The sequence below is a fragment of the Paraferrimonas sp. SM1919 genome, from assembly GCF_010993985.1.
Classification (GTDB): domain Bacteria; phylum Pseudomonadota; class Gammaproteobacteria; order Enterobacterales; family Shewanellaceae; genus SM1919.
In genome coordinates this window covers 121,032-140,970 of sequence record NZ_WINH01000007.1, presented here as the reverse complement: position 1 = coordinate 140,970, position 19,939 = coordinate 121,032, and the positions used below count along the sequence as shown (strand labels likewise).

At 44.1% G+C, this 19,939-nt stretch carries 17 protein-coding genes; 9 read left to right on the top strand and 8 right to left on the bottom strand.

Translation table 11 applies throughout. The annotated features are described in order from the left end of the window. Positions 1–9 precede the first annotated feature (9 nt). Positions 10–483 carry a flavin reductase family protein gene (locus GFB48_RS06195; protein ID WP_163932698.1) on the top strand — a complete coding sequence of 158 codons (474 nt, stop codon included), beginning with the start codon at positions 10–12 and terminating at the stop codon, positions 481–483. Between the two features lie 76 nt (positions 484–559). Here the strand turns inward: GFB48_RS06195 and GFB48_RS06190 are convergent, their stop codons facing one another. From GFB48_RS06190 to GFB48_RS06155, 8 genes are all read right to left on the bottom strand, one after another. Continuing rightward, positions 560–2,719, bottom strand: coding sequence for a TonB-dependent receptor (locus GFB48_RS06190; RefSeq protein ID WP_163932695.1), 2,160 nt, complete (start codon positions 2,717–2,719; stop codon positions 560–562). Positions 2,720–2,865: 146 nt separating this feature from the next. After that, positions 2,866–4,032 carry an MFS transporter gene (locus GFB48_RS06185; protein WP_163932692.1) on the bottom strand — a complete coding sequence of 389 codons (1,167 nt, stop codon included), beginning with the start codon at positions 4,030–4,032 and terminating at the stop codon, positions 2,866–2,868. Further along, on the bottom strand, positions 4,032–5,582 hold the full coding sequence (locus GFB48_RS06180) for a sulfotransferase (protein ID WP_163932689.1): 1,551 nt from the start codon (positions 5,580–5,582) through the stop codon (positions 4,032–4,034). The genes GFB48_RS06185 and GFB48_RS06180 overlap by 1 nt, the downstream gene beginning before the upstream one ends. 89 nt (positions 5,583–5,671) lie before the next feature. Further along, entirely contained in the window at positions 5,672–8,080 is a 2,409-nt protein-coding gene (locus GFB48_RS06175) for a TonB-dependent receptor (protein WP_163932686.1), read from the bottom strand. A gap of 70 nt (positions 8,081–8,150) precedes the next feature. After that, positions 8,151–8,996, bottom strand: a complete 846-nt coding sequence (locus GFB48_RS06170; RefSeq protein ID WP_240464832.1) for a carbon-nitrogen hydrolase family protein — start codon at positions 8,994–8,996, stop codon at positions 8,151–8,153. A gap of 46 nt (positions 8,997–9,042) precedes the next feature. Next, the gene (locus GFB48_RS06165) at positions 9,043–10,896 is read right to left on the bottom strand and encodes a PLP-dependent aminotransferase family protein (protein ID WP_163932683.1); all 1,854 of its coding nucleotides are present in this window, start codon (positions 10,894–10,896) and stop codon (positions 9,043–9,045) included. Positions 10,897–11,138: 242 nt separating this feature from the next. Then, the gene (locus GFB48_RS06160; RefSeq protein WP_163932764.1) at positions 11,139–12,245 is read right to left on the bottom strand and encodes a PilT/PilU family type 4a pilus ATPase; all 1,107 of its coding nucleotides are present in this window, start codon (positions 12,243–12,245) and stop codon (positions 11,139–11,141) included. Positions 12,246–12,248: 3 nt separating this feature from the next. Then, positions 12,249–13,283, bottom strand: a complete 1,035-nt coding sequence (locus GFB48_RS06155; RefSeq protein WP_163932681.1) for a type IV pilus twitching motility protein PilT — start codon at positions 13,281–13,283, stop codon at positions 12,249–12,251. 32 nt (positions 13,284–13,315) lie between these two features. Here GFB48_RS06155 and GFB48_RS06150 point away from each other — a divergent pair, with 32 nt between their 5' ends. From GFB48_RS06150 to GFB48_RS06115, 8 genes are all read left to right on the top strand, one after another. Next, positions 13,316–14,002 (top strand): YggS family pyridoxal phosphate-dependent enzyme, encoded by a 687-nt coding sequence (locus GFB48_RS06150; protein WP_163932678.1) that lies wholly within the window; start codon positions 13,316–13,318, stop codon positions 14,000–14,002. Between the two features lie 21 nt (positions 14,003–14,023). Next, on the top strand, positions 14,024–14,839 hold the full coding sequence (gene proC, locus GFB48_RS06145; protein WP_163932675.1) for a pyrroline-5-carboxylate reductase: 816 nt from the start codon (positions 14,024–14,026) through the stop codon (positions 14,837–14,839). Positions 14,840–14,851: 12 nt separating this feature from the next. Further along, a complete protein-coding gene (locus tag GFB48_RS06140; protein ID WP_163932672.1) occupies positions 14,852–15,400 on the top strand; it encodes a YggT family protein in 549 nt (182 codons plus the stop codon). Continuing rightward, entirely contained in the window at positions 15,385–15,690 is a 306-nt protein-coding gene (locus tag GFB48_RS06135) for a DUF167 family protein (protein ID WP_163932669.1), read from the top strand. The genes GFB48_RS06140 and GFB48_RS06135 overlap by 16 nt, the downstream gene beginning before the upstream one ends. An 11-nt stretch (positions 15,691–15,701) precedes the next feature. Continuing rightward, entirely contained in the window at positions 15,702–16,139 is a 438-nt protein-coding gene (locus GFB48_RS06130; protein ID WP_163932666.1) for a DUF4426 domain-containing protein, read from the top strand. 64 nt (positions 16,140–16,203) lie between these two features. Continuing rightward, a complete protein-coding gene (gene rdgB, locus GFB48_RS06125) occupies positions 16,204–16,803 on the top strand; it encodes an RdgB/HAM1 family non-canonical purine NTP pyrophosphatase (protein WP_163932663.1) in 600 nt (199 codons plus the stop codon). Next, the gene (gene hemW / locus GFB48_RS06120; protein WP_163932660.1) at positions 16,803–17,948 is read left to right on the top strand and encodes a radical SAM family heme chaperone HemW; all 1,146 of its coding nucleotides are present in this window, start codon (positions 16,803–16,805) and stop codon (positions 17,946–17,948) included. The genes rdgB and hemW overlap by 1 nt, the downstream gene beginning before the upstream one ends. 98 nt (positions 17,949–18,046) lie before the next feature. After that, entirely contained in the window at positions 18,047–19,897 is a 1,851-nt protein-coding gene (locus GFB48_RS06115) for a DUF885 family protein (protein WP_163932657.1), read from the top strand. Positions 19,898–19,939 lie beyond the last annotated feature (42 nt).

Genomic DNA, 19,939 nt, shown 5'->3' with positions numbered 1-19,939 from the left:
GATCAACCAATGGCAAATATCGACCCAATGGAATTTCGTAGTGCCCTAGGTAAGTTTGCCACGGGTGTGACTGTGATCACCTGCCACCATAATGGTGAAGACATTGGTATGACGGCATCAAGTTTTAACTCAGTGTCACTGGACCCAGCATTAGTGCTTTGGAGCATTGATAAGCGTGCTCATTCATTATCAGCCTTTAAGGCCGCCGAGCACTTTGTGGTACATGTATTAGGCGAAGAGCAAATGGACTTGTCTAATAAGTTTGCCAGTCGGGGGGAAGATAAATTTGCAGGCCTCGATGTTGCTAGAGGCATTAACCATGCCCCTATGCTAAATCAATACCTCGCCCGTTTTGAATGTACCACCGAACACCTTTACGAAGGTGGTGATCACTTAATTGTGGTTGGCAGAGTACAAGCCTTTGCTACCGGCGAAGGTAAGCCACTGTTATTCCAAGGTGGTTCGTACCAAAAACTCGCTTAATGTTCCCTTTTGTTTAAACATAAAAAATGCCCGCAACAGTGCATGCTGTTGCGGGCATTTTTATTCTAATCAGACCTTAATACTTCACTTCATAACTGACAAAGAAGCGGCGGCCAGGCGCATAATGATAACGGTAAGTGCTCATTTGCGATTGGTTATACGGGGTAATATAAAGCTCGTTAAATAGGTTTTCTACACCCACATGCAAGGTGCCAACGCCCACGTCATAATTAGCCCCAATGCTAGCTAAGAAAAACTCATCTACAGGGAATAGCGCGCCTCGGCTAATGTCCTGTGAACGGTCACGTTTGCCCGAATAAATCATCGACAGATTATAATTACCAAAGCCATTCGTCTGATATTGCCACATCGAAGTTAATTTAATCGGTGCAATACGGGTACCGTCTAATGGCTCCCATGGTTTATCTTTAAGCTGACGCTCACCGTCTTGCCAAGAAAAAGTATTCTGGCTAGAAAGATTATCGGTAAAGCGATAGTTTAAGGTGGTTTCCACACCCCATACGCGCTCAGGGGCACGTACCGATTCTAATCGAGTACCATCTTGGTTAATTTCAAGGGTTGCACCTAAATCTGACTGACTATAAAAGCCCGCCACAGAATAGCTTGCTTCACCAATAAAGCCCCTAAAACCCATTTCATAGTTATCGGTTTTTACTGGGCGCAGTGCACCATCCACAGACTTTAGCAAACCGTTTTGGCCAGTACGAATATCACGTAATACTTCGTTGGTACTCATGCCCTGGGCAAACGACGCAAACAACGAGTGATCATCGCTGAGCTCTTGTACTACACCCACATTGAATAATGGCTCCACAAAAGAAGGCGTGCCACCCTTAACAAAATGGTTGCCGTATACTTCTGAAGTAGTAAAGTCACTCACCTGTAATTGCGAGCCTTCAATACGGGCACCATAGCTTAATTTAGTGCTGTCAGTTAAATCAGAGTTAAACTGTGCAAAGGTGGCTAGGGTAAATTGACCCACATCAGGGGTAATGTTGCGCAGCCCTGCCGTGTTTGGCTGCTGATATTGCTGCTGTTCAATATCCACACCCCAGGTCATCTGCGCCCAGTCAAAATCAGAGGTCACATTGGCCTTCAAGCCATATTTTTGAAAGTCAGTAAAGTTATTACCGTATACATCTTTACCGTGAAAAGGCGAACTGGTGTCTTTGATGCGGTATTTTAAGGTTGCCGTACGACCTTTCTGGCTCATGTAGTAACCACTCACATCCAGCATACCAAGTGCAAAATCCATATCTTGGTAACGAAGCTTAGTATTAATAAAGCGGCGCTTTACTGGTGAACGCTGTACATCTTTTGGCAATTCACCGGTAATTGGATTCATCACATTATCAGAAATACCCGCACCACAGCGATAAGCTGTGCCATCGTGTTTACCATCTTCGCTTAAACCATTAGCAGAACACCAACCATCATGGTCCTGGGCTTGGCGAGCACTTAAATTAAAGGTTAACGAACGATCACCATCAATATTATGATTAAACATACTGTTTAGGTTGAAATCGTTCATATCATCGCTGGTTGCTTTTGATGGCAAACGCTTGCCATCTGCGCCATAGCTGCCACCATTGTGCTTAGCACCCAAGCCAATATGCCATTGGTTAGTATCATCACCACCTTGGGCACTCTGATATAAGCTATAGCCTAGAGAGTCCCCACCATTGGGCTGGAAGTTGGTACCAATTTTGGTTTTAAAGCTTGGCTTGCCTTTACGCGGGGTTTTGGTAATCACGTTAATAATACCTCCCTGCGCGCCAATCCCATATACCGCTGAGCCACCACGAATGACTTCAACACGCTCAATATTTTCCGGATCAATGGCTAACATTTCCTGACCAAAATCAAGAAAACCATTGTTTTGAGAAACACCATCTACCAGTAATAACACCCGACGGCCACGGATATTATTTTGCCCCTTAGAGGTCAAATTACCGTGAATAGACGTCCCCATGCCCGGCACTAACTGGCTAAGCACACTTGAAAAGTCTTTCTGATAAGTCAGCATCTCTTTGATTTCATTACTTGAAATCACAGTCATCGAACGAGGGACATCGTTAATATGCTGGCTAACACGGGAACCGGAGATCACCATGGTTTCATCAACATCGGCGGCATACACATTCGCGGTATTAAACAGCGCCGCCATCACTGCGGCACTAATAGGTAAGTATTTCATTGTTATTGTCAGTTGCATTCAAAATCTAAAAGGATTGTAAAACCTTCAGCCAAAGATACAAATAACAATGATTATCATTTATAAGTAGATCACAAAAAATATATCCTTTCCATCTTAGTGATTAAATAGAAGGCAAACTCACCTATAGCCCTCACTATAGTGACCTATTGTCTGTCCAATAACCTAGCTGGGTACACGGCCACTAGCGCACACAATAGCAATCCAACCACAGCGACGTTAATAATAAGGCCATAGTGACCATCGCCTAATAGCATGGATGCCACCAGCGGACCACTGGCTAGCCCCATTTTTGAGGCAAACCCACCCAGAGCGGTTAAGTTACCGGCTTTATCAAGCTCACTGCAAAGGCCGAATAAAAACGGCAGTACCAATGCCCAGGTAATACCAATGATGACATTCGGCACTAGATATACCCATTCAAGCTCACTGAAATGCAACGCCCATGAACAAATTGCCGTTACCACAATACCCAAGATTAACGGCAATAAGCGGCCAAACTTAGTACCAATAACGATAACCAAGAAGGCACCTATTAATGCTATCCAACTTGCTGCTGCAAGTGCTGGGCTCATAAACTCACGGCTTAAGCCTTCAGCTTTACCCAGCTCAATCATATAGGCGAATAACCCCATGTTCGCCGCTTGGAATAAGAAAATGGCAGCAATGGCAAACAATAACGGTTTTAGGGCAGTTTTGCCCTCAAGTTTTACCGATTGTTTAGGTGGGTAATCGGGTAAAAAACACAGCATAACCAGCGCTACAAGGGTGAAAATCATTAATGAGTAAAACAATACCGACGAGCCATATTCAGGTACTAACGGTGGCAGCACCATTAAACCTAAACCACCCAAGCCCCATTGAATAAACAGCAAATACCCAAAGGCTTTATCCGGGTCTGCGGTTCTGGCGATCACCGCAAAGCCAATGCCCACACTTAACCCCCCCACTAAACCATGCAATGCCCTTAACGCAATCATCACCTCAGCGTTAGTCACCAGTGATGAGATAAAATCGATTATTAAAATGCCGCTAAGCAGAACAAAGCTCCAACTGCGCCAGTTAATTTTTTTAACCAGAAATACCGCTAATAGTGCCCCGAATGAGGCCCCATAAAGGTTGGCGGAACTCACCTGCCCCGCCTGCTGCTTAGTAAAGGCCAAGCCTTCAATTAAACCACTGACCAATGCAGGCATAATATTGACGTAAAAAAGGCCGGCGGTGGTTAAAAAGGCCAAAAACACATTCGCCCAAATACTGCTGCCCTCAACTTGAAATTTTGCCATCAATGGCTCCTTTAATGCTTGTTCCATTACATCATTCCTGCTTGTTCAAAAATTTGCTTCGCCTCAGACAACTGCCCTTCATAGTGACGCCATTTGGCAACTGAACTGGTATAAACCTTACCCCTAACTTGGGCAGCACTAGCGGTAGTCGAGGCCTGTTTATTAGCGCTTAATTGACAGTATTCTGGTTTAAAATCCAGCCCGAGATACTGGTACATTTGTTGTGATTGGCTTTGTGGTTCATTAACTAATTGCTCATAGCTAATGGTGAATAATTTATCCCCGAGTAACTGCTGCCAATGCTGCATCAACTTATGGTGTGCCACCATATAGCGGGCAAGCTCTGTTAACTCGTAGGAAAATGGATAGCCCTGATTAAACAATTGCTTATAAATGGCATAGCAGGTGTCCATTGGGTGGCGAGCCACATAAACAATTTTTGCCTTGGGTAAAGCTTTGGCTATTGCCCCAATATAAAGACTGTTTAGGGGAAATTTATCAATAAAGTATTGGCCTTCAGCCCGATACCCGTCTGCTCTTGCCATGTAATTTTGCCCCAAGGCTTCAAAGTTAACCTTTGAACTTTGCCCAATGAGTTGCTGTTGATTACTAACCTCTGAGTACTGCTTCACTTGAGCAACCAATGCCTGATTAAAACAGTTAAGCTCCCCAGCAATATCAACCTGAGGGTGATTAGAAATAATGCGTTCGACGAGTGTTGAGCCCGTCCTTGGCAAACCTAATACAAACACCGCCCCCTCACCCACCACTGAATCCCCATCCTCAATACTTTGGTAGTTTTGCTGTATTAACTCAAGCAACTCTAGGTCGTGGCTAATATCGTAGTTAAAGCTATTGCGAAAGGCATTTGCGCCCAATTGTAAGGCGCTAAAACTGGCAGAATATTGCTCTAAGTCTTCTAATTCTTTGGCACTGGCGTAATGCAGCTTAGCTATATCCAGTGCCGTACTGGCTTTCGCCAGAGCCACTTTAATCTGTGACAACTGATTATCTTCAGCCGTCGCCTTGGCTATTTGCGCCAACTGTAATTTGGCTTCGCTGTCATTTGGATTAAGTTTAGTGGCAATTTTGAAGTGTTTTTTAGCCTGTTTAAGTTCCCCTAAAAACTTAAGCTCAGCGCCATAATTAAAATGCAGGTCAGCTTGCTTAGGGCTTATTTGCAACGCTTGTTGATAACAGCTTGCTGATGCTTGATGCTGTTCAAGACTGCTGTAAATAAAGGCTAAATCTGATAACTGCTGCAATGATAGATTATCGGTGCTGGCTAGGGTTGTGAGCACATGAACGGCCAGTTTGCGTTGTCCGAGTTGCTGCAACATTTGCGCCTTTGCATAAATAAACACAAACTGCTGCGGCTGTAACTGCAAAGCAAAATCAATGTCTGTTATTGCCTTGTCATAATCCCTTGCCATAAAAGCCAGGTAACTACTGACATGCCAACCCGCAGCAAAATTAGGATATTGCTCTGTTAGACTATGACAATAGTTAAAAGCATCACCGCCCTGCTTGGCGTTAATGGCCTGCCACGCTTTATTCAGTAGTAATTGCTCATCCATAAAACCATAACATCCTGTTTTAGTTTGAAAATACCAGCTTACAAGGATAAAAAAAGGTGAGCAATCGCTCACCTTTTAATTCACTTTATTTAGAAGCGGTAGCTTGCTCTAAAGCCCACTGTACGTGGTTGCGAGATATAATCTTTAGAAGAGTTACCATAGAAGTTCTGGCTAGGCTCAGTACCCATATGGCCTTCGGTGATTTTACCTGTAACCCCTTCGGCATTAAGTAAGTTCTTCACATATAAAGACAGATTCCAATCATCCACCACTAAGCGGGTGTTAAAGTTCACTATCGCAAAGCCCGGTAGGGTCGCAGAATATTTCTCGCTTTCACCTAAATAATTTAATGAATCAGATTGAGCATACACATTTAAACCCGTGATCCAATCCATGTCGTTACCAACTGTGGTAATGTACTCGGTGCCCATAGAGAACGCATGCTCTGGGGTGCCAGGTAAACGTGCACCTTTTTCAGCTTGTAAGCTAGTGTCCGAATCCTGCCACCATGCAGACGGCTTTAGGAAGTCAGCGGTTAATTCTGCTTTTGCATAGGTATAGCCAATGTTGTAGCTAAGGTCATCAGTTAAGTACCCCTTAAGCTCAAGCTCGACACCCTTGGTTTCTGCTGACTGACCATTAGCCACGGCGAAGAACCCCCAATCTGGCGTAGCAGTATTTAGTTGTGGGTCTTTCCAATCCATCAAATAAAGTGAGGCGGTATAGTTGTGGTTTTTATCCCCTAGGTACCCTTTCACACCCGCTTCATAGTTCACTAATGAATCCGACTTATAGGTTTGCCAAGTTTCACGCTCTCTAAAGGTTCCCTCTAAAGGAACGGCATTGGCGCCACCACGGCGGTAACCCTCAGAAATGGTGGTGTACAACATGGTGCTATCAGTCACATCAAATGAAACGTTTACTTTAAATAAAGTATCGCTTTCTTCATTGTTGAATGTCGGATCAGCGGTAACCGCATAAAGTGGAAGTGACACTTCAGTGGTATTTTTAAATTCATTCCTGAAGTGGCGTGCCCCTAAAGTCGCCCTAAAGCTGTCACTCAAGTGATAAGTCAACTCACCAAATAAGGCTTTATCAATAAAGTTTTGATCGCGGCGGTATAAGAAATCTTGATCAAGGTTTCTAACCATGCCCCAGCTATCAGCAGTGTCTGCCACACTTGGGTTGGCATTAACCCACTCAGAGAAACCTGGCATATAGCTGTTTTGATACGCATCGGTATCCTGATTCATGTAAAACGCACCAGCAATCCAATCAAAGCCTGCCACACGCTCATTCGATACTAAACGAAGTTCTTGCACAAAGGCTTTTTCTTCGTAACCACGGTCAGCTAAGGCCACAGGGCGTGGGCTACCAAAGTAAAAACTTTTAAACCAGCCATTTTTGGCATAAAAGCCGGAGTTATCAGAATCTGCATGGCCATCATGGGTGTAATGGGAAGTACTTGAAGTTAATGTCGCAAAGCCAAGGTTAATATCGACCTCAAGGGACGCTAAGCGAACTTCACGTTCAGAAGGCTCAAGAATAACTGCGCCATTCTCATACTTGCCATATTCATTGCCAAAACCATCTAGGCCTTTGGTCACTTGACGGCGACCACCAATTTTATCTTTCTGGGTTTGGTAAGAAGCCAAGAAAGAAAGATCTTCTGATGGTTCAAACAAGAGCGCCGCTCGACCATATTCAATATCTACCGTATCGGCATCCACCACACTCTTATAAATTGGGCCACCATTGGCAACATCACCACCCTGTGGCACAGGTGTACCAACGTTATCTAAATCATAGACATTGACGTAATCAACCACACCTGCGTTATCAATTTTACCGATATTGGCACGCAGTGCTAAGGAATCCCCAAGGGGGATATTAATCAGTGCATCACCATTCCAGTTTGTACCCTCAGAACCTTCTGTAGTACTCATTTCAGCGGCAACTTCACCAGAAAGCTCATCCAACTGCGGACGGTTCAAACGATATTTAACCGTACCCGCTAACGCACCTGAACCGTATAGTGTTCCCTGTGGGCCACGTAAAACTTCTACTTGCTCAACATCTTTAATAATAAAGTTGGCGTATAAAGGCGTGTCATTCACATAGGTATTTACCGTTGGAACCGCAGATAAAGCTACGTCACCGTTGGCACCACTATCAACGTTAACACCACGGATCACTACCCCATTAACCGTACCTGAGTTACGGTAACCACGGTCAATAACCGTAATCCCGGCAACGTTACGCAGCAGCTCGCTAGAATCGATGACATTGTTATTAGCCAGATCTTCACCGCTAACGGCAGAAATATTGTATGGCACCTCGACAATAGATTGAGCACGACGGTTGGCCGTTACCTCAATGGTTTCCATCTTACCTTTTTCAACTTGGGCTTCTTCTGCAATAGCAGTGTTAGCCCCAAGCATTAAAGCGCTGGTGATAGAACAAGCCAGCAAAGTTTTGGTTGTTTTTATAGAGTTCATCAGTCTGCTCCGTGATTGTCGTCTGACAAGGTTGTGACTGCTAGACCGCATCCAAGCAGCAAGTGTTTCATTATTTGATTTTTTTTAACTGACCTAGCTCCTGCAACGCGCTAGATTGACGATGTTCAGGGGTTAAGTGTTGCCAGTGTATTTGATTATCTCGAAAACTTTTTAATGGCTGTCCTAAAGTTAAAATACCTCGCTCGCGGGTTCTTCTAACAAGACCAAAATCAATTTCTACTGGAATAATTTCTTCATTTTCCCCTGCCAAATGCACCACTTTGCCTTGGGGGTCGACCACGATAGACTTACCATTACCGTACAAGCCTGCGGCGTTTACCGTTAATACATAGGCTTGATTCATCGCGGCGGTACTAATGGCCATTGAAGTTTCTAAATCCCTATCAATAGTGCCAGTTAAGGTTGGATAAATAAGTACTTCAGCGCCTTCACACACTAGCGTTCTTGCCACCTCTGGAAACCACAGATCATAACAAATGGCTAAACCTACTTTGCCCGCAGGGCAATCAAACACAAGAAACTCAGAGCCGGCACTCACCCCCTCTTCATAGGGAGTAAAGGGAAAAACCTTGCGGTAGGTGCTGACCACATCGCCTTGGTTATTAATCACCGTTGCGGTATTAAAAACATGTTCACCTGCTCGCTCAAATTGACTGCCTGGGATCAACCAAATGTTGAGATCTTTTGCGAGCAGGCAAAATTGCTCAATAGCATAAGAAGGGAAAGTCTCGGCAAACCCCGTAGCAGGGCCATCAATACAAAGTTCGCTAAGCACCAACATATCTAACCAAGGAAACCTTTGTTTAGTGGCTCGAATTCTGTTTTGCAGAACCTCCAGATTATTGCCTTTGGGTAAGTTCAGCTGCAAACAAGCAATTGAAAAATGTTCCATCATCTACTCACGCTATGCTTCAATAAAGTTACTCTAGCGTAAGCGAAACTTAATCCACTAGTACCAGTTTAGAATTAATCTTGATACCAGTTGATAATGGCTGATTGGGTCCAGGAAGTTTAATTAAGTCCCTGACAAATCGGTGGTTTTCATCAAACCAAGACAGGCTATGGTTATCGGCAACCACATAGAAACGGCCTGTTTCGCCGTAACTCCACAGTTGCCAGCGTCGATACAATTTATTGTCTTTAATCCACCAGCGACCAACATCAGATTCATTTTCATTGCCCTTACCATAGGTATGGCCGATAAGGGTGCCATCACTTTTAAACTCAATCTGACAGGGAATGCCATAAACCATCTGACACTCGACAACCGCCCCCTCCAAATAATTTTTTAGACTGGCATTATTTAACAGCACACCTTTGGCTTGAGAAATACTCTTGCTATCGCTTAAATCGCCAATCAATTTGGCCAGCAAGGCTACACCCGCTTGAATATCTTGCTGATTAATAGCTGCAACGCCAAGGCGAAAACAATTACTGGGGTATTCATTTTTAGCAAAATAACGCTTAACTGGCTCGATTAATATGCCCAGCTTGGCTGCCTCAGCACGCAAGTACTCACCATCTAACTGTTCAGGGCCCATCACCCAGAATGCCGTTCCCCCTTCAATGGGTGCGGTATGGATAGCCGCGGGTAAATAGATATTGAGTGCTTCACGAAGAGTTAACCAACGTTCGTAAAAGATTTTATGGGTTTTCAACATAAAGCTTTGGTAATGCCCGAGTTCAATAAAGTGGCTGATCGCCCTTTGACTAAAGCGAGAAGGGTGGCGGCTTAGCATCTGCCTTAACCGTCGTAATTCATCAATAATTTCTTTGGCAGCAACAATAAAGCCTAATTGCAAACCAGAAGAGAGTACCTTCGACAGGCACGAGCAATAGATGACGCGATTATGCTGGTCTAAAGAGCGTAATGATGGATGGGGAGCACCAAGAAAGTTAGATTCAAATTCAAAATCATCTTCAATAATAAGTTGATCAAATTGTTCCGCCTGAGCAAGCAACTGCTGCCTACGCTGCATAGACATGGTGATTGCCGTTGGGGTTTGGTGACTAGGAGTGACATAGACCAGCTCATTTTCGGCTAATTCACTATCGACCAGAATTCCCTCTTCATCTAAGTTTTGATAATGAATATTAGCGCCCTTACGCTCAAACAAACGACGCATTTCTACAAATCCGGGCTCTTCAAATCCCACCCTGCTTCCCGGATGAATTAGCAATTCACAGATTAATTGCAAAGATTGTTGTGAGCCCATGGTGATCAATATTTCATCTGCATCGGCGAAAATACCACGTCGAGGCAGGATCTGTGTCTTAATTTGTTCGACTAGTTGCGGATCATCGTCACTGGTTTCACTAAACCAATGTTTACGCCCCTTTTGGCCATTGGCCAAATTACAAGCTTGTTGCCATTGTTTAGTGGGAAATAAACTTTCATCAAAACGGCCATCGATAAATGGATACTTGAATTGATGCCAATTATCTGGGCTTGAAGTGTCGCTGGTAACCTGAGCCTGACCAACAAATTTATTTTTAAAATTCGTTTTTAAAGCTTTAGCTGGCTTGGGTCTATCACCTAAGGCTGCCCCTATCTCAGGGTTAACATACATGCCACTGCGTTCTTTAGAAATCAGATAACTGTCAGATAGCAAAGATTGATAAACCAAAACAACCGTGTTTCTCGATAACTTCAATTGTTTAGCCAACTGCCTTGAAGAAGGTAGCTTTATATTTAGGGGGATAGCCCCAGAGTTAATCGCATCTATCATCTGCATCCTTAACTGAGATTGCAGTGATTGCTGAGAATTAATTTCTATATGAAATAGCTGAAACATAAGACGCTTCCTGTTGCCCAGCTTTTAAATTAAATCAAAGAGTTATAAATTACAACTTAGGTTATGTTGACCTTTGCTGCTCTGAACATAAGCCGTTTGTTAGTCTTTACTCTTTATTTCAAAATGATAAGGAAATGGTCATTGCTGGAGAGGGCTACACTAATGACCTCCAACGCAGCAGGTATAACAAATAAACGCGCTAGGCTGAGTGACATAAAGTCAATATGGAAGATCAACTCCCCTTAGCTAAAGTCGACGGTAACGCCACGCATATCATCATCGTCACAATGATGACTTCCCTCTAACTTAAATCTTAAGCGGAGGTCATTGGCACTGTCGGCATGGGCTAAGGCTTGAGCTTGGGTGATATCACCGGCAATCGCTAAATTAAACAAGGCTTGATCGAAGGTTTGCATGCCATCTTGGGTAGATTTAGCCATGGTTTCTTTTAATACATGCAATTCTCCCTGAGCAATGGCACTGCTCACCCCAGGGGTGTTGAGTAAAATTTCTAAGGCCACCACCCTGCCCCCTGATTCTTTTTTAATTAATTGCTGTGCAATAATGCCTTTGAGGTTAAGTGATAAATCAAATAACACTTGAGCTTGACGCTCCTTGGGCATTAAATGCAAAATTCTGTCTAGAGCTTGGTTAGCGTTGTTTGCATGCAGAGTCGCCAAACATAAGTGGCCGGTTTCTGCAAAGGTCATGGCAAATTCCATGGTTTGCTGAGAACGAATTTCTCCAATTAAAATCACATCGGGGGCTTGCCTTAGGGCACTTTTTAAAGCCGCATCAAAACTTTCGGTATCGACGCCAACCTCACGCTGGGACACCACACAATTAACGTGCGGATGGACAAATTCAACGGGGTCTTCAATCGTTAGAATATGCCCCTTAGAAGACTGATTTCTGTGGCCAATCATCGCCGCCAAAGTGGTAGATTTACCTGTACCCGTCCCGCCCACTAAAATCACCAGGCCACGCTTATTCATCACTACAGTTTTTAAAATATCCGGCAAGCCGAGCTTATCCATATCCGGGATTTGGGTTTCTATTCGTCTTAAAACTGCTGCTGCTGTCTCCCGTTGCCACATGGCACTGACGCGAAAGCGGCCAAGTTGATGATTTAATGCGAAGTTTGCCTCTTTGGTTTGACTAAATAACTGTTGCTGATCTTCATTCATCAAAGATTTCACTAACAGTAAAGCTTGTTCATCGCTAAGTGCTTGCTGGGTAAGAGGTTGAATTTCACCATCAATTTTGGCACTAATTGGCAGACCACTGGTAATAAATAAATCGGCGGCTTTTTTATCTATCATCTTCTGTAAAATATCGCTAAATTGCATCATTCACCCCTTTAATTTGAGTAGACTTTTAGCCTGTGCCGCTTCTTGGGAAATAACCCCTTTTTGAACGAGTGTTTGTAACGCTTGTTCTAAGGTTTGCATGCCCACGCTCATCCCCGTTTGAATAGCACTGTACATCTGCGCGACTTTGTCTTCACGGATCAAATTGCGTATTGCGGGGGTGCCGATCATAATTTCATGGGCTGCTACCCTGCCCCCTCCCGATTTTCTAATGAGTGTTTGAGAAATTACCGCCTGTAAGGACTCTGATAGCATAGTGCGCACCATAGATTTTTCTCCCGCTGGAAAAACATCTACTATCCTATCAACGGTTTTTGCTGCAGAAGTGGTATGCAAGGTACCAAACACCAAGTGGCCGGTTTCTGCGGCTGTTAGTGCCAAACGTATGGTTTCTAAATCCCTTAATTCCCCCACTAAAATCACATCGGGGTCTTCCCTTAGGGCGGAACGCAGAGCAGCATCAAAGCTCAAAGTATCGCGATGAACTTCGCGCTGATTAATCAAACACAGTTTATTTTGATGAACAAATTCAATAGGATCTTCAATAGTGAGTATATGTTCATGGCGGGTATTGTTGATAAAGTCGACCATAGCAGCAAGAGTTGTTGATTTGCCAGAACCTGTTGGCCCGGTCACTAATACTAAACCGCGTGGGAGTTTTGCGATATCTTGAAATATCAATGGCGCATTTAACTCAACTAACGACAATATTTTGGTGGGAATGGTTCTAAAAACCGCGCCGTAACCCCGCGCCTGATTAAATGCATTTACCCTAAAACGAGATAACTCTGGTACTTCAAAGGAAAAATCGACCTCTAATTTTTGTTCAAATTCCAACCTTTGTTTATCATTCATAATATCAAATACTAATGAATGAACCTGTTGTTGGGTTAAATCTGGTAAGTTAATTTTGCGAACCTCACCATCTACCCTTATCATAGGGGCAACGCCTGCACTCAGGTGCAAATCGGAAGCGCCGTGCTTTACACTAAAACTAAGTAACTGTGCTATATCCATTACCCATACAACTCCTCTGGTAACTGAGCTAAATGACCAATATCGCTGACAGATACAACACCATTATCAAGCAAATTGATGCTGCTTCTAAACATAGTTCACAACAGCAAGTTTCGCTGCTTGCTGTTAGTAAGACCAAGCCATTAGCCGATATACTGGCGTTATACAGTCTCGGTCAGCGTCATTTTGGTGAAAACTATGTGCAAGAGGGGGTAGAAAAAATCCAAACCTGCCCACATAAGGATATTAGTTGGCATTTCATTGGACCATTGCAGTCCAATAAATCGAAGCTTGTGGCGGAGCACTTTGATTGGATGCATACTGTGGACAGACTGAAAATTGCCAAGCGTTTAAATGATCAACGCCCAGCGGACAAGGCACCGCTTAATGTTTGTATTCAGGTTAACATTTCTAATGAAGCTTCCAAATCGGGCATCCCTTTAGAACAAGTCGATGAGTTGGCTAAACAACTGAGTGAGTTAGAGAACATCAAGCTAAGGGGACTGATGGCCATCCCTGCTAATTCAAAGGATGAAGCCCAGCAAAATCTTGAGTTTAGCCAGTTAAAGCAAGCATTTGACAAACTGGCCGAGCAATACCCTGATATTGATACTTTATCTATGGGCATGAGCGGCGATTTGGATTTGGCCATCAACAATGGCAGCACCATGGTAAGAGTGGGCAGTGCTATTTTTGGTGCCAGAACAGTAAAACAATAAAGAATTTTTAAAGGAATTAATATGGACATTCGTTCAATTGGTTTTATTGGCGCAGGTAATATGACGCGCTCAATCATTGGCGGCCTCGTTAATGGCAATTACCCTAACGACAAAATTTTTGCTTCTAACCCTTCCCAGCCAAAACTGGATGCGCTGGTTAGTGACTTTGGTATTAATGTCACTAATGACAACTTAGAGTTAGTCAAGCAGGTGGATGTGATTGTACTGGCGGTAAAACCTCAGTTAATGCAGCAAATGTGTGAAAAGCTGCAGGGTGTAGACTTATCCAATAAGCTATTTATTACTATTGCTGCCGGCATTAAGGCCGAGCGTTATCATGATTACTTGGGGCAAAGCATTAACCTTGTGCGCACCATGCCCAATACACCATCGCTATTGGGTAAAGGGTTAACTGGTTTATACGCCCCTCAACTCAATGAATGTGACAGAAATTACTGTAATGATTTAATGGCCGCTGTTGGTCAAACCGTTTGGGTTGAAAATGAGTTCGGCCTAGATCAAGTCATTGCTTGTGCTGGTTCTTCTCCGGCTTATTTTTTCCTATTTGCTGAAGCCATGATAGCGTCAGCGAAAAAAATGGGTACCGATGAGCAACAAGCGCGTACTATGGTGGCCAGTGCCATGGCCGGCGCCGCTGCCATGCTAGAACAAAACCCAGATATTTCAGCCGCGCAGTTACGTGCCAATGTCACCTCTAAAGGGGGCACCACTGCCGCAGCGATTGAACAATTTGAGCAAGCAGATCTTCGCACTATTGTGGATGACGCCATGACTGCCTGTGTTGCTAGAGCCGATGCAATGGCTAAGATTTTTTAAGGAGAAAAACCAATGAATGCAATGCAATACCTTATAACCGTATTATTTGACCTGTACTTAATGGTGGTATTATTGCGCTTATGGCTGCAATTTGTACGAGCTGATTTTTACAACCCTTTTAGTCAGTTTGTTGTTAAAGCGACACAACCCATTGTGGCGCCATTAAGAAGAGTAATACCAAGCATTGGTCGGTTTGACACATCCACATTGGTACTCGCTTTTGTTGTAGCAGCAACAAAATGGTCATTATTAATGATGATGAGCAGCCAAATTGATCTACTGAATCTTGCTTTAATTAGCACTCTTAGTGTTGCTAAAGAGCTGGGCATGCTTTTATTTTGGATGCTGATTATAAGAGCAATTTTAAGTTGGGTATCACAAGGTTTTTCACCATTTGAAGCAGTACTGGCCCAAATGACTGAGCCTTTTTTAGCGCCAATTCGCCGTATTATCCCCCCAATGGGCGGTCTAGATTTAAGCCTGCTAATTCTGATGATAGGATTAAACTTTATCAACAAGCTTATTGGTGACCTGATTGGCCCTATATGGTACATGGTCTAGCAACAGTGCTGACCATCAAAGACGGCTGCTTATATCTAAGTTTGTATGTGCAGCCTAAGGCCAGCCGTGATAAATGGCTTGGCCGCCATGGCGATGAACTCAAGCTGGCGATAACTGCACCGCCAATCGACGGTAAAGCCAACGACCATGTGATAAGGCTAATTGCCAAACAATGCAAGGTCGCCAAAAGTAAAGTGACCTTAATTCGTGGCCAGCAAAGTCGTCACAAGCACATTAAAGTAGAATCACCGACTATAATTCCAAATGAACTCAGCCAATACTTAACCTAATAGGCCCCTTTATGAAACAACTATTTATCGGTTTTGCCCTCACCTTGCTTACCTTAGTGAGTCATCAAGCTCATGCCGAACAAAAAACAATCGTGGGCAATTATGAAATCCATTATGTCGCTTTCCCCTCAACCTTCATAACTCCTGAGGTCGCTAAACAATATGGTGTTGAGCGCTCCCGCTACAATGCGCTGGTGAATATTTCAGTACTGAACCGTGTGATGGCAAACAATCCAGCGGTTGAAGCCAATGTCAGCGGCCATGCCCGTAATCTAATTTCGACCATGAAAACCCTTAACTTTAAAGAGATTAAAGAGGGTGATGCGATTTATTACATTGCCGAAGTCGGTCACCGCAACGAAGAAGTCTTAAACTTTGAAGTGCAAGTAAGTGTCGGCCGCAGTTTAAACACCAAAATTAAATTTAATCAGAAGTTTTACGTCGATTAATAGGGCCTGTTGCCCTTTAATTCGCACATACAGTAAACATGAAAGATCAACAGACTCTAATATCATGACAAAAAATATCGTCCTTGCCAGTGGCAACAAAGGTAAACTTGCCGAATTCACGCAAATGTTCCAAGACCTTGCAGTAACCATTAAGCCTCAAAGTGAATTTAATGTCAGCGAAGTCGCCGAAACCGGTACTACCTTTGTTGAAAATGCCATTATTAAAGCCCGCCATGCCGCTGAAATTTCTGGTCTGCCAGCCATCAGTGATGACTCAGGCATTGAAGCCGATGGTCTTAACGGAGCACCGGGGGTGTATTCTGCTCGCTATGGCGGTGAAGGGGCCACTGCCCAAGACAATTACACTAAGCTACTGAAAGAGTTAGGCGATAATCCAAACCGTAAAGCCCGCTTCCAGTGTGTCTTGGTATACATGCGTCACCATCAAGATGCGAGTCCAGTGATTTGTCAAGCCAGCTGGGAGGGCACCATTAGCGATGCCCCACACGGTAACGGGGGCCACGGTTACGACCCTATTTTTGTGTGTAACGAGCACGCTAAAAGCGCCGCTGAACTGACTCCTGAGCAAAAAAATGCCATCAGTCACCGCGGTAAAGCACTGGAGATGCTACTGGCAAAACTGAAACAATTAGGTGAGCTGTAATGCTCACCCTGCCCCCGTTAAGCCTCTATATTCATATTCCTTGGTGTGTAAAAAAGTGCCCTTACTGCGACTTTAACTCCCATGCCCAAAATGGTGAGTTACCAAGGGATGAATATATGGCGGCGCTGCTAGAGGATCTCAAGCAAGATCAGCACCTAGCTCAAGGTCGAAGCATTGCCACCATCTTTATAGGTGGCGGCACCCCTTCTTTAATGACAGGGGCTTGGTATAAAGAATTATTTAGCCAAATACACGCTATCGTCCCTATTGCCGATGACGCTGAAATTACCATGGAAGCCAACCCAGGTACCCTAGAGTACGACAGTTTTGATGCCTACGTTGCAGCAGGCATTAATCGTATTTCTATGGGAGTGCAGAGCTTTGATAGCGACAAACTTGCACGCCTTGGACGAATTCACAGTGGTGCAGAGGCCATAACAGCGGCGCAAGGAGCAGCGAGTTCTGGGCTAAAATCATTCAACCTCGATTTAATGCACGGTTTACCAAATCAAAGCTTCGAAGAAGCAATGAATGACATCAAAAAAGCGGCGAGCTTAAACCCGCCGCATATCTCTTGGTATCAACTGACCATTGAGCCTAATACCTTGTTCCATTCCAAGCCGCCAACCCTACCTGACGACGACGACCTATGGGACATCTATGACCAAGGTAGGGCGCTACTCAGCGAACTCGGTTATGAACAATACGAAGTCTCAGCCTATGCTAAAAAAGGCTATCAATGTCGCCATAATATTAACTACTGGGAGTTTGGTGACTACCTCGGCATTGGTTGCGGCGCCCATGGCAAAATCACCTTGCCTCAGAGCGATACTATAATGCGCACAGAAAAGATTAAGCATCCTAAAGGGTACTTAAGCAATATTGAAAAACTGTATCGTAAAAGCCCTATCGAACCTGAAGATAGGGCCCTTGAGTACCTAATGAATCGTGCTCGCTTGGTAACACCATTTACTAGCAGTGATTTTAGTGCCCGCACAGGTATTGAAGCGCAAATACTTAATCGAGGCCTGCAACCATCAATAGATAAGGGGTTAATCCGTCAGCAAGGTGAACAATGGCAGCTTACCAGCAAAGGACAACTATTTGTCAATGACATTTTAGATCCTTTTTTAATTAGCGATTAGTGCTTTGAAATAACTTTTAACACTTTTTGTTTAAATTTAATCTCTGTTTTCTTTATGATTTGCTAGACAAATCTTTAAGGAAAACAGAGAAAAACAATATGAAAAAGTTCACTCCTACTTTGCTTAGCCTAGCACTAACTATGGGCCTGAGTGCTGGTGCTAACGCTCACCAAAGCGGCTCTAACCACAGCCACTCTCCACAACAAGAAGTTCAACTGGCAATCAGTAAAAAAACCAACCACGCAGCCAATGAAGTGTATGAAAAGATCTTCATGGACTCAGTGATGGCAAGCCCGATTTACCAAACTTACCTAGGCATTAAAAAAGACTATGGCAAGTGGGATGACATTAGCCCAGCCGCAGCGGACAAAGATTTAGAGCGCACTAAAAAGCACCAGCAATGGTTAGCCAAAATCGACCCAAGCAAACTAACGGGCCAATCGCTGTTAAGTTACAACCTGCTTAAAGATAACCTGCAAGCCGCTATTGACGATCACAAATGGCATTTATATAACTATCCTGTTAACCAAATGTTTGGGCAACACTCTGGCGTGCCATCATTACTGATCAACCAACATCTGATCACTAATGAAGCAGACGCTAAAGCTTACATCAGCCGTTTAGAGGGCGTAAGTCAATACTTTAACGGTCTCATTGCCAGCCTAGAGGCCCGCGCAGCCGCAGGCATTATTGCCCCTAAATTTGTGTTTGCCCATGTGTTGCGTGATAGCAAGAACATTATTACTGGCGCACCGTTTGATAAATATGGCGAAGACTCAACCCTTTGGAGCGATTTTAAAGGCAAAATTGAAAAGCTAGATATCAGTGATGCCAAAAAACAAACCCTATTGCTGCAAGCTAAATCTGCGTTAATTGGCTACGTTGGTCCTGCATACAACCAGCTAATTGCTACCGTGGAAAGCCTAGAGGCTCGCGCTGACAATAAAGACGGCGTATGGAAACTGCCTGATGGTGATGCATTTTACAAACGTGCCCTAGAAAAAACCACTACCACATCGCTAACCTCTGATGAGATCCACAACATTGGTCTGGCTGAGGTTGAGCGTATTCACGGTGAAATGCGGGCCATTATGAAGCAAGTGGACTTCGATGGTAGCCTGCAGGACTTCTTTAAGTTTATGCGCGATGACCAGCAGTTCTACTATCCAGAAACCAAGGAAGGTAAAGAAGCTTATATCGCCGATGCCATCACCCTAATTGAAGGTATGGAAGCGCGCTTAGACGAGGTATTTGGTATTAAGCCAAAGGCACCAATGATCGTAAAAGCGGTTGAACCTTTCCGTGAAAAGTCAGCGGGTAAAGCTTTCTACCAGCAACCTGCGCCAGATGGCTCTCGTCCAGGTACCTACTATGCCAACCTGTATGACATGAAGGCCATGCCTAAGTACCAAATGGAAGCGTTAGCGTTCCACGAAGGTACCCCTGGTCACCACATGCAAATTGCCATTGCCCAAGAACTTGAGGGTGTGCCTAAATTCCGTCGCTTCGGTGGCTATACTGCCTACATTGAAGGGTGGGGCTTATACTCTGAATACTTCCCGAAAGAAATGGGCTTCTACTCTGACCCATACTCTGACTTTGGTCGCCTAGCTATGGAATTATGGCGTGCCTGTCGTCTAGTGGTAGATACCGGTATCCACACTAAGAAGTGGACTCGCGAACAAGGCATTGAATACTACGTCACTAACACACCAAACGCTAAGTCAGATGCAGTGAAAATGGTCGAGCGTCACATCGTCATGCCATCACAAGCCACCGCTTACAAAATTGGTATGCTGAAAATTCAAGAACTGCGCGCGGATGCTAAAAAGCAACTGGGTGACAAGTTTGATATCCGCGGCTTCCACGATACCGTTCTAAAAAATGGTCCAGTGCCTCTAGACGTATTAGAAACAGAAGTACAAAAGTGGGTTGAAGCTAGCCTTTAACTTGCGCTTAATTGAACAAGGGGAAGCCTAGGCTTCCCTTTA

Coding starts and splice junctions, on each gene's coding strand:
- GFB48_RS06175 (WP_163932686.1), bottom strand. CDS start 8,080: ATGAACTCTATAAAAACAACCAAAACTTTGCTGGCTTGTTCTATCACC.
- GFB48_RS06185 (WP_163932692.1), bottom strand. CDS start 4,032: ATGGAACAAGCATTAAAGGAGCCATTGATGGCAAAATTTCAAGTTGAG.
- GFB48_RS06180 (WP_163932689.1), bottom strand. CDS start 5,582: ATGGATGAGCAATTACTACTGAATAAAGCGTGGCAGGCCATTAACGCC.
- GFB48_RS06155 (WP_163932681.1), bottom strand. CDS start 13,283: ATGGATATAGCACAGTTACTTAGTTTTAGTGTAAAGCACGGCGCTTCC.
- GFB48_RS06115 (WP_163932657.1), top strand. CDS start 18,047: ATGAAAAAGTTCACTCCTACTTTGCTTAGCCTAGCACTAACTATGGGC.
- GFB48_RS06130 (WP_163932666.1), top strand. CDS start 15,702: ATGAAACAACTATTTATCGGTTTTGCCCTCACCTTGCTTACCTTAGTG.
- GFB48_RS06160 (WP_163932764.1), bottom strand. CDS start 12,245: ATGCAATTTAGCGATATTTTACAGAAGATGATAGATAAAAAAGCCGCC.
- proC (WP_163932675.1), top strand. CDS start 14,024: ATGGACATTCGTTCAATTGGTTTTATTGGCGCAGGTAATATGACGCGC.
- GFB48_RS06135 (WP_163932669.1), top strand. CDS start 15,385: ATGGTACATGGTCTAGCAACAGTGCTGACCATCAAAGACGGCTGCTTA.
- GFB48_RS06165 (WP_163932683.1), bottom strand. CDS start 10,896: ATGTTTCAGCTATTTCATATAGAAATTAATTCTCAGCAATCACTGCAA.
- GFB48_RS06195 (WP_163932698.1), top strand. CDS start 10: ATGGCAAATATCGACCCAATGGAATTTCGTAGTGCCCTAGGTAAGTTT.
- GFB48_RS06150 (WP_163932678.1), top strand. CDS start 13,316: ATGACCAATATCGCTGACAGATACAACACCATTATCAAGCAAATTGAT.
- rdgB (WP_163932663.1), top strand. CDS start 16,204: ATGACAAAAAATATCGTCCTTGCCAGTGGCAACAAAGGTAAACTTGCC.
- GFB48_RS06140 (WP_163932672.1), top strand. CDS start 14,852: ATGAATGCAATGCAATACCTTATAACCGTATTATTTGACCTGTACTTA.
- GFB48_RS06190 (WP_163932695.1), bottom strand. CDS start 2,719: ATGCAACTGACAATAACAATGAAATACTTACCTATTAGTGCCGCAGTG.
- hemW (WP_163932660.1), top strand. CDS start 16,803: ATGCTCACCCTGCCCCCGTTAAGCCTCTATATTCATATTCCTTGGTGT.
- GFB48_RS06170 (WP_240464832.1), bottom strand. CDS start 8,996: ATGATGGAACATTTTTCAATTGCTTGTTTGCAGCTGAACTTACCCAAA.